Origin of the sequence: Citrobacter sp. wls706 (genome assembly GCF_005281305.1) — a bacterium.
Taxonomy (GTDB): Bacteria; Pseudomonadota; Gammaproteobacteria; order Enterobacterales; family Enterobacteriaceae; genus Citrobacter; species Citrobacter werkmanii.
In genome coordinates this window covers 129388-137870 of record NZ_SZXG01000030.1, presented here as the reverse complement: position 1 = coordinate 137870, position 8483 = coordinate 129388, and the positions used below count along the sequence as shown (strand labels likewise).

8 protein-coding genes are annotated in these 8483 nt (G+C 50.4%); 2 read left to right on the top strand and 6 right to left on the bottom strand.

Translation table 11 applies throughout. The annotated features are described in order from the left end of the window. Nucleotides 1-51: 51 nt before the first annotated feature. The 4 genes from araH to FDW92_RS08530 all read right to left on the bottom strand — a co-directional run bounded on the left by araH (nt 52) and on the right by FDW92_RS08530 (nt 4548). Entirely contained in the window at nt 52-1038 is a 987-nt protein-coding gene (gene araH / locus FDW92_RS08545; protein WP_042307755.1) for an L-arabinose ABC transporter permease AraH, read from the bottom strand. 14 nt (nt 1039-1052) lie between these two features. Beyond that, on the bottom strand, nt 1053-2567 hold the full coding sequence (araG, locus tag FDW92_RS08540) for an arabinose ABC transporter ATP-binding protein AraG (RefSeq protein ID WP_042307754.1): 1515 nt from the start codon (nt 2565-2567) through the stop codon (nt 1053-1055). 115 nt (nt 2568-2682) lie between these two features. Next, nucleotides 2683-3672: an arabinose ABC transporter substrate-binding protein gene (locus tag FDW92_RS08535; RefSeq protein ID WP_042307751.1), complete on the bottom strand. Its 990-nt coding sequence runs from the start codon at nt 3670-3672 to the stop codon at nt 2683-2685. Between the two features lie 318 nt (nt 3673-3990). Further along, nucleotides 3991-4548 (bottom strand): DJ-1/PfpI family protein, encoded by a 558-nt coding sequence (locus FDW92_RS08530; RefSeq protein ID WP_042307749.1) that lies wholly within the window; start codon nt 4546-4548, stop codon nt 3991-3993. A gap of 556 nt (nt 4549-5104) precedes the next feature. Here FDW92_RS08530 and FDW92_RS08525 point away from each other — a divergent pair. After that, entirely contained in the window at nt 5105-5608 is a 504-nt protein-coding gene (locus tag FDW92_RS08525) for a non-heme ferritin-like protein (protein WP_038641501.1), read from the top strand. Nucleotides 5609-5745: 137 nt separating this feature from the next. Here the strand turns inward: FDW92_RS08525 and FDW92_RS08520 are convergent, their stop codons facing one another. Beyond that, nucleotides 5746-5997, bottom strand: coding sequence for a DUF2766 family protein (locus FDW92_RS08520; RefSeq protein WP_005127709.1), 252 nt, complete (start codon nt 5995-5997; stop codon nt 5746-5748). A 128-nt stretch (nt 5998-6125) separates the two neighbouring features. Here FDW92_RS08520 and FDW92_RS08515 point away from each other — a divergent pair, with 128 nt between their 5' ends. Then, the gene (locus tag FDW92_RS08515) at nt 6126-7547 is read left to right on the top strand and encodes an MFS transporter (RefSeq protein WP_137400600.1); all 1422 of its coding nucleotides are present in this window, start codon (nt 6126-6128) and stop codon (nt 7545-7547) included. 33 nt (nt 7548-7580) lie between these two features. Here FDW92_RS08515 and FDW92_RS08510 read toward each other — a convergent pair whose 3' ends face one another. After that, on the bottom strand, nt 7581-8219 hold the full coding sequence (locus FDW92_RS08510; RefSeq protein ID WP_042307745.1) for an RpiB/LacA/LacB family sugar-phosphate isomerase: 639 nt from the start codon (nt 8217-8219) through the stop codon (nt 7581-7583). Nucleotides 8220-8483: the final 264 nt, after the last annotated feature.

Sequence of the window (8483 nt, the reverse complement as noted above, 5' to 3'; positions counted from 1 at the left end):
TAGCGGCTGGCGATTAGCAGAAGCTAGACTGAAAAGTTAGGGCTTAAATCATCAAATGGTGCGCTTCGCTTTTTGCTTGTAACGGTCGAAGATTACCGCCGCCAGCAGGATGAGACCACGTACGACGTACTGCGCAAAAGGAGAGATGTTCAGCAGGTTCATCGCGTTCTCAACCGTCCCCAGAATCAACACCCCGGCGACCACATATGAGATTTTTCCGATGCCGCCTTTCAGCGATACGCCCCCTAAAACACATGCAGAAATCACGATCAGCTCATAACCAATTGAGGTCATTGGCTGGCCGCTGGTCATACGCGATGCGAGGATAATTCCCGCAATTGCGGACACCAGACCGGAAAGAATAAAGATAATAATCTTGGTGCGAACAACCGGAACCCCGGCCAGGCGCGCAGCCTCCTCATTCCCACCAATAGCCAGCGTGTTACGACCAAACGTGGTTTTATTCAGCAGTAAGCCAAATACGATGAAACACACGATCGTTATCCAGATAGGTGCCGGCAGCCCAAACCAGTTAGCATAGCCAAGGGTAAAGAAACGCTCGTCTTCAATCCCGACCGCCTTACCGTCAGAGATAATGTAGGCCAGACCGCGGACAATCTGCATCGTCGCCAGAGTGGTGATCAGGGCGTTGATTTTTAACCGTGCAATCACAAACCCATTCACCAGACCGCATAAAATCCCCAGCAACAGCCCGGCAGCGACGCCAATCCACAAGCTTTCGGTCATGTTGATGACTACGGCAGTGGTGACCCCTGCACAGGCAATGACGGACGCAACGGACAGGTCGAAGTCGCCGGATGCCAGGCAAAAGAGCATCCCACATGCGACCATACCCGACATCGATACCGCCAGCCCCAGCCCCTTCATGTTGATAAAGGTGGCAAAGTTTGGCACGAAGATGGCACACACCAGGAACAGCGCGGCGAACACCACCAGCATCCCGTATTGATCCCAAATGCGGCCAAGATTTAGCGCCGACTTCGCAGCACCTGAACCCGATGTAGAAACGGAAGACATCATACTCTCCTTATTCAGGCCACAGCCTGGCTGACTTTAGGCATTGCAAGGCTCAACGCCTGGCGTTCATCCGCCTGTTCATGAAGTAACTCACCGGCAATCTCGCCTTCCCTCATCACCACGATACGATCGGCGACACCGAGAACTTCTGGCAGGTCACTGGATGCAAACAGCACGGCCACGCCGCGCGCCGCGAGGGCATAAATCACGTTATAAATTTCATGCTTGGCGCCCACATCAATGCCGCGGGTAGGTTCATCCAGCAAAATCACTTTCATCTCTTCCGATAACCACCGGCCAAGAATAGCCTTCTGTTGATTACCGCCAGAGAGGTTCATGATCAGTTGCTCCGCCCCCGGTGTTTTGATGTTGAGCGAACGAATATGGTGATCGGCATTGGTTTCTTCCCAGCCGTTATTGATCACGCATCCGCCCAAGACATGTTTACGACGCGCGCTAATGTTGATGTTGTTACGCACCGAATGAACCGGAATAATCCCTTCGGCTTTGCGATCCTCCGGACACAGCATCATCCCTGCTTCAATGGCGTGGCTCGGTTTGCGGATATCAATTGGCTGTTCATCAATAAACACCTGGCCTGCGGTGATACGCGTGCCGCCAAACAATCCTTTCATTAATTCGCTACGTCCGGCGCCCACCAACCCAAACAGTCCGACGATTTCACCGCTACGCACTGATAAACTGATCGGCGTCCGCACGCCGGGGGCTTTGACCTCATGCAAACGCAGACGCTCTGCGCCATAAGGCCTGGATTTCCAGCCATAAATATCACCCAGGTCACGCCCCACCATCGCCTGCACCAGCGCGTCGTGATCAACCTGCTGCATGTCCGTAAACGTTTTAACGTAATGCCCATCTTTAAATACGGTAATGGCATCGCTAAGGGCAAAAATCTCTTCCATACGGTGCGAGACATACAGAATGATGCGCCCTTCGTTGCGCAGCTCACGGATAACGCGAAACAGATTCTCAATCTCGCGTGCCGACAGGGAACTGGTCGGTTCATCAAAAGCGATAATTTTGGCGTTACGCGCCAACGCTTTTGCAATCTCCACCATCTGCCATTGACCAATGGAGAGGTATTTCAATGGCGTATCGGGATCGATATCCATGCCCAGATGCTTAAGCTGTAGCCCCGCTTCATAGTTCAACAGCGAGCGGTTCACAATGCCGCTTTTATGCGGCAGTTGCCCTAAATAGATATTTTCGGCAACGGTCATCTCCGGGACGAGATGCAGTTCCTGGTAAATAATGGCGACACCGGCGTTCAACGCGGCTGTGGTATCCGCAAACGAAACTTCTTGACCGCGGATTGCCAGAGATCCCGTCGTTGGCGCATAGTTACCGCTGAGAATTTTTAAGAGTGTTGATTTTCCGGCGCCATTTTCGCCCATCAGCGCATGCACCTGACCGGCATAGCAATCGAAACTGATATCCGTAAGCGCTTTAACGCCGGGGAACGTTTTGCCAATGCCGCGAAATGAGAGATACGGGGTAGACTGTTGCATAACGTCTCCGTGATTCAGATCTTTATACCGGATGGCGGCTTTGCCTTATCCGGCCTACTGAGTACGTAATTCGTAGGCCGGATCAGACGCTTTGGCGACGCATCCGGCATTGATGTTACTTACCGCCTAAACCTTTCTTCGCCAGTTCTTCTTTGAAGTTATCGCGGGTAATCAGCACCACATCCGTCACTTCAGTAAACGCCGGTGGCTCTGCACCTTTCGTCACCCAGTTGTAGAGCATTTGGCTTGATTTATAGCCGTGAACGTCCGGGCTTGGCAGCAGTGAACCATAGAACCCGGTCGCTTCGCCTTTGGAGAGTTCACTCACCGCGTCAACGCCGTTAATACCGATACCAATCACGTTTGGCGCTTTAAAGCCCTGCCCTTCGGTCGCACGCACGCCGCCCAGTACGGTGTTATCGTTCATGCCAACAATCAGCCAGTGTTTAACTTCAGGATGCTGAACAAGCATGGAGTTGGCGGCGTCGAATGCGCCGGGGATATCATTCGATTTGGTTGGGACCTGGTAGATCTGTTTTTCCGGGAAGCCTGCAGCTTTAAGCGCTTCCATTGAACCCGAAGTACGGCGACGCGCGGTATCCAGTTCGTTCGCAGTAATGGCCATTACCGCGGTAGATTTCACATCCCAACCGCGCTTTTGCATCTCCTTGTACAGTTCCTGGCCCTGGCGTTCACCAATTTTTGTTGCCGCCATCATTACCAGCGGCACGGTATCCATCGGTTTTCCTTTCGCGTTGGCAAACTGGTCATCGACGGCAATGACTTTCATATCGTAGCCGCGCGCCTTCGCCATAATGGCAGGCCCGAGTTTGGGATCCGGCGTACAAATCACAAACCCTTTCGCGCCACTGGCAGCCAGGCTGTCAATCGCGTTAAGGGTTTTCTCACCATCCGGGACGGCGATTTTAATCACCTCAAAACCAAGGTCTTTACCGGCCTTATCGGCAAATTTCCATTCTGTCTGGAACCACGGTTCTTCCGGTTGTTTGACAAGGAAACCGAGCTTCATGGACTCAGCGATAGCGGATTGTGACATAATGGCAGCCAGACCGATGGCAGCCAGCGCTTTAGTGAATTTGTGCATGGTCAACTCCAGCTTTAACGTTCTTTTATGTAGGGTAAAATCAGACGATTTTTTGTAATTCGGACGTAAAACAAGGCATTACCTTTTATTGATAAGATCAATGCCAGTGCTGGGAGTATTTTTAGCGGGAAATTGATTCTCCATAAGAGAGCAGCATCACACCACAGAATTACAGTAATTGCGTACATAAATTCAGCGAGAAATGACATAAAAAAACGCGATTTTGACGAAGAAGAAAAAGAGAAATAGCAGATTAGTCCATAACATCAGTCAGCAAATCCTTGTCCCCGAATGCTCAAGCATTCGGGAGAACAGTGTTTACCATGGGTAATAAATGTGGTCGGCGTGATCGCGAACCGGAATATCATCTCCCAACAGACGCGCCGAAAGCGTAAACGCAAAATCAAAAATATGCCCTAATCCTTTGCCGCTAATAAGATTGCCATCCTCAACAACGGGCGCATCGATATATTCCCCATCCGTGACGTTTTGCCACAAATCTCCCGAGCACACGTAGCGACGCCCCTTTAGCAGACCGTTGCCACCCAGCACGCGCGCGGCCGCAGAGCACACCGGACAAATAAGTTTTCCCGCCTCATCATGGCGGGTGACAAACTGGATGACTGCCTCGCTGGCGGCAAGATTAACGCTACCTTGCGGCCCCCCAGGCAACACGACGGCATCGTAGAGATGCGCCTGACGCGCGGCCAACGTGCTGTCGGTCACCATCGGCACGTCATGATAGCTCACCACCGCACGTGACTCAGCGCAGGCCAGTGTTTCGACTTCGATATTCAGGCGACGCAGAATATCAACAGTAACTATCGCTTCTGCCTCTTCAAAACCGGGCGCCAGCAGCACCGCAACCTTTTTCATTTGTAATCCCTCGCTTTATCCACATAGAGCCAAACAATCAATGCTGAATCGTACAGGCCATTAAAGTTATTAATTTCGGCAAAAATGATCTGGCGCAAAAAATTAGCCATCTGGTAACTTTCAATTACCTCACCAGTCGTGAAGTTTCTACAACCAGAGCGGGTCGAAAATCACCAGAGACAAGACGATAACCGAACGTTAAATTTTATTTTGTGATATGAAACACCATTTCATAAATGAAATTAAGATTTAACTTCATACATATCAAACAATTACATTAACAACCCCTATATTAAGGAATACCTGCATTAAGAATATTGCTATAACAATATGTAAAAAAACATAAATACGCAGATTTAAGGATTTTCTTATTCCGGGTCACGCGCTATGCTGATTCTCGATCGGAAGCGAATATAATTCGTGATCACTAAAGGACCGGCGGAACGGATTTATTCTGCTAACAGTTTTAATTGTACGTAGATGTGAAGTGCGGCGGCAGCCCGTTGCACTGACGTTAGTAACGTACACTCTCCTTTCTGGAAATAAGGATATTGATATGGCTGCTGTTGGAATTGTTCATAAACTCAACACACAAATGAATCTTGAGTTCTACGCATCGAATCTTTACCTGCACCTTAGCGAGTGGTGCTACGAACATAGCCTGACAGGCACCGCAACGTTTCTACGCACGCAGGCGCAGGGTAACGTAACTCAAATGATGCGTATGTTTAATTTTATGAAAAGCGCCGGGGCTAACCCCATCGTCAAGGCCATCGATGTTCCGGGTGATGAACTGACTTCCCTGGAAGAACTGTTTCAGAAAACACTGGATGAGTACCAACAGCGTTCGAGTAAGCTATCACGCTTAACCAATGAAGCAGAAGCATTGAACGATGAGCCAACCGTTGATTTTCTCCACGATCTGGAAAAAGAGCAACAGCAGGATGGCGTGCTGTTACAAACCATTCTTGATGAAGTTCGCAGCGCGAAACGCGCGGGACTGTGCATGGCGCAAACCGATAAGCATCTGCTGAACGTCGTAAACTACCAACATCACTAATCTTCAATTTTCATAACGCTCGCCGGATAGTGATGCCACGCATCTTATCCGGCGAGCGCTCAATGATCTCTACGCTCGCGCCTCTCATTCTCAGAGACACAAAAAAGCCTTTCTAAAACCTGAAACAACGGTTTATTTTAGTGAGACTCATTCTGCGGCGTGAATTTCAACTCGATCAAGGCAACTGCTTTTTGTATTGCGCGCATAGTTACCGGATCGGCGCCCGCAGGGTGACTTGAAAAGTCGATGCTTTTCAGCTGGCTGGACATTTTCTCCCGAACTTCTACCGGGGCGATAACATCAATAACATCCAGAATTTGTTTGATAACTAACTGACAGGCAACAACGTCCGAGAGCAGTTCCTGATCGGCATTCAGTGTTTGGGACATAATGAGCTCCTTATAGAAAGGTCGTCATAGTACCCATTCAGCGATCGAAACGATAGCGGTGTACGCATAGCGGATACGCTGAAAATAAAAATAGTTCCAGTCAGTTTCTTTTGAGATGGCAAGCACAAATGAGTGAACATTTATCGGTTGAGAATAAACGCGGTCTCTCCCCAGCGGCATTACTTGTTGCCGGCGCTTTCTTTATGGAGTTTATTGACGGCACGGTGATCGCCACCGCCCTACCCGACATGGCCAAAAGCTTTGGCGTACAGGCGGTTGACCTCAACATTGGTATCAGCGCCTACCTGATCACCCTCGCCGTACTTATCCCCGCCAGCGGCTGGATTGCGGACCGCTTCGGCGCCAGAAAAGTGTTTACCCTCGCACTGGCGATATTTACCCTCGCCTCGGTCTTATGTGGTTTGTCCACCCGTCTTGAGAGCTTTGTCGCCATGCGAATCTTACAGGGCGTGGGCGGCGCGCTAATGGTTCCAGTTGGCCGCCTTGCGGTACTACGCACCACGCCAAAACATCAGTTAATCACCGCTATTGCGACCCTGACCTGGCCCGCGTTAGTCGCGCCCATCATCGGTCCGCCGCTTGGGGGATTCATCACCAGCTATGCCAACTGGCGCTGGATCTTTTTCATTAACGCCCCACTGGGAATACTGGCGATAGCGCTGGCGCTACGTTTTATTCCGGATATTCATGACGACGAGCGCCGTCCGTTTGATATAACGGGTTTTGTCGCCACCTCTGTTGCCATGGTGAGCCTGGTGTATGCCATGGAATTACTGGGAACACAGCAGCCGCAGGGTTGGCTAACCGCCGGACTTCTCACGCTGGGAATAGCGACTTTCCTGTTTGCTCTACGCCATTTTCGTCGCGCCGCCTGGCCAATGATTCGTCTCGATGCCATGAGTGTCCCAACTTTTCGCGTCACGATGTACGGCGGGTCGCTGTTTCGCGCTTCTATCAGCGCCGTACCATTTCTGCTGCCGTTAATGTTTCAGGTAGGCTTTGGCATGAACGCTTTTCACGCAGGTTCGCTGGTCCTGGCGGTGTTTGTGGGCAATCTGACGATAAAACCTGCCACCACACCGTTAATACGCTGGCTGGGCTTTAAAAAATTGCTGCTGATCAACGGGGCGCTCAACGTCCTGGCACTGCTGGCCTGTGCATTGATAACGCCGCAAACGCCCGTATGGGTTATTTTGCTGGTACTGTATCTGGGCGGCGTATTCCGTTCAATCCAGTTTACCGGCGTCAGTACGCTTGCCTTTGCGGACGTCCCCGCGCCGCAAATGAGCTACGCCAATACGCTGTTCAGTACGGCAACACAGTTAGCTGTGGGATTGGGGATTTCATTAGCCGCTATTGGGATCCGTATCGGCGATGAAGTCAGTGAATGGCTGGCACTGGGCAATATTCCGGGGCTCAGCTTCCGTCTGGCCTTTGTGGTTATCGCCATAATTTGTCTGATAGGTATGGTCGATACGCTGCGGCTTACCCGTGATGCGGGAAGCGCAGTCTCTGATAAGAACAGATAGCCCGGCAGGTGAACACCGCCGGGCCAGCAGGATTTAGCCAATAATCTCGCGCACGAACGCTTCGATAGACTTGTCCTGGCAGTTATCGAAGAAGCATTGCTGGAAGCGTGGACCCGACACGGCGGTTTTCACCAGTTCAGGATCGATAGCGCGCAATGTATCCAGATAATTCTCTTTTACCACTGCCGCTTTCACCTGATTCAGAATACCGGCGTTACGCACCTGCGGTACTTTACGTTCCGGTGGGTAACCTTCCCCGGTACGTCCAGTAAACGCTTTTTCAAACATATAGCGCACATTCAGCTCGGCGCCCCAGCCAAAACCCTTGGCGAAGGCCAGTGAAAGCGCGTTACCGTTGTTGATCTGAGAAAACAAGAATGCGTCCGCCGGATCAAGGCAGTACCCACACACCACTCCCGGATGGATATTCAGTGACATCATTGCGCCCTGACCCGTACCGCAGCCCGTGACCACAAAATCCACGGCTTTGGAATTAAGCAGAATGCTGGCCATAATCCCTAAATGAATGTAGGTCAGATGATGGTCATTTTCATCGCTCATACCGACGTTAAAAACGGGAAAACCTTTCTCATCCGCAACGGCTTTAAGCTCGTTATGAATGATGGCGTTTTTGCTTGCCTGACTGTTTTCCATCATCAATGCAATTTTCATTCTGTCATCTCCTGAATGCGTAGCGGGGACTGCTGAAAGTCATAACATTCAGGCCACATTACTATTTTGCAAACTCACTTTCAAATTTAATGAACTTTTGTTTTATAAATTAATGTAGTGCTCACATTTTTCCCTCAGCAGCCCAGAATAGCCTCAAGAACCAGACGTCGTTGCGATTAATCGCAGGTGATTTTCAGGCTATTCAAGCCATTGATACGTCAACACGTATGCCATGATAGCCTATCTCCGAACTTTCAGAGCGAT

Bases quoted from the DNA above. Each gene is read 5' to 3' on its own strand.
- araH (WP_042307755.1), bottom strand. From the start codon at position 1,038: ATGTCTTCCGTTTCTACATCGGGTTCAGGTGCTGCGAAGTCGGCGCTA.
- araG (WP_042307754.1), bottom strand. From the start codon at position 2,567: ATGCAACAGTCTACCCCGTATCTCTCATTTCGCGGCATTGGCAAAACG.
- FDW92_RS08535 (WP_042307751.1), bottom strand. From the start codon at position 3,672: ATGCACAAATTCACTAAAGCGCTGGCTGCCATCGGTCTGGCTGCCATT.
- FDW92_RS08530 (WP_042307749.1), bottom strand. From the start codon at position 4,548: ATGAAAAAGGTTGCGGTGCTGCTGGCGCCCGGTTTTGAAGAGGCAGAA.
- FDW92_RS08525 (WP_038641501.1), top strand. From the start codon at position 5,105: ATGGCTGCTGTTGGAATTGTTCATAAACTCAACACACAAATGAATCTT.
- FDW92_RS08520 (WP_005127709.1), bottom strand. From the start codon at position 5,997: ATGTCCCAAACACTGAATGCCGATCAGGAACTGCTCTCGGACGTTGTT.
- FDW92_RS08515 (WP_137400600.1), top strand. From the start codon at position 6,126: ATGAGTGAACATTTATCGGTTGAGAATAAACGCGGTCTCTCCCCAGCG.
- FDW92_RS08510 (WP_042307745.1), bottom strand. From the start codon at position 8,219: ATGAAAATTGCATTGATGATGGAAAACAGTCAGGCAAGCAAAAACGCC.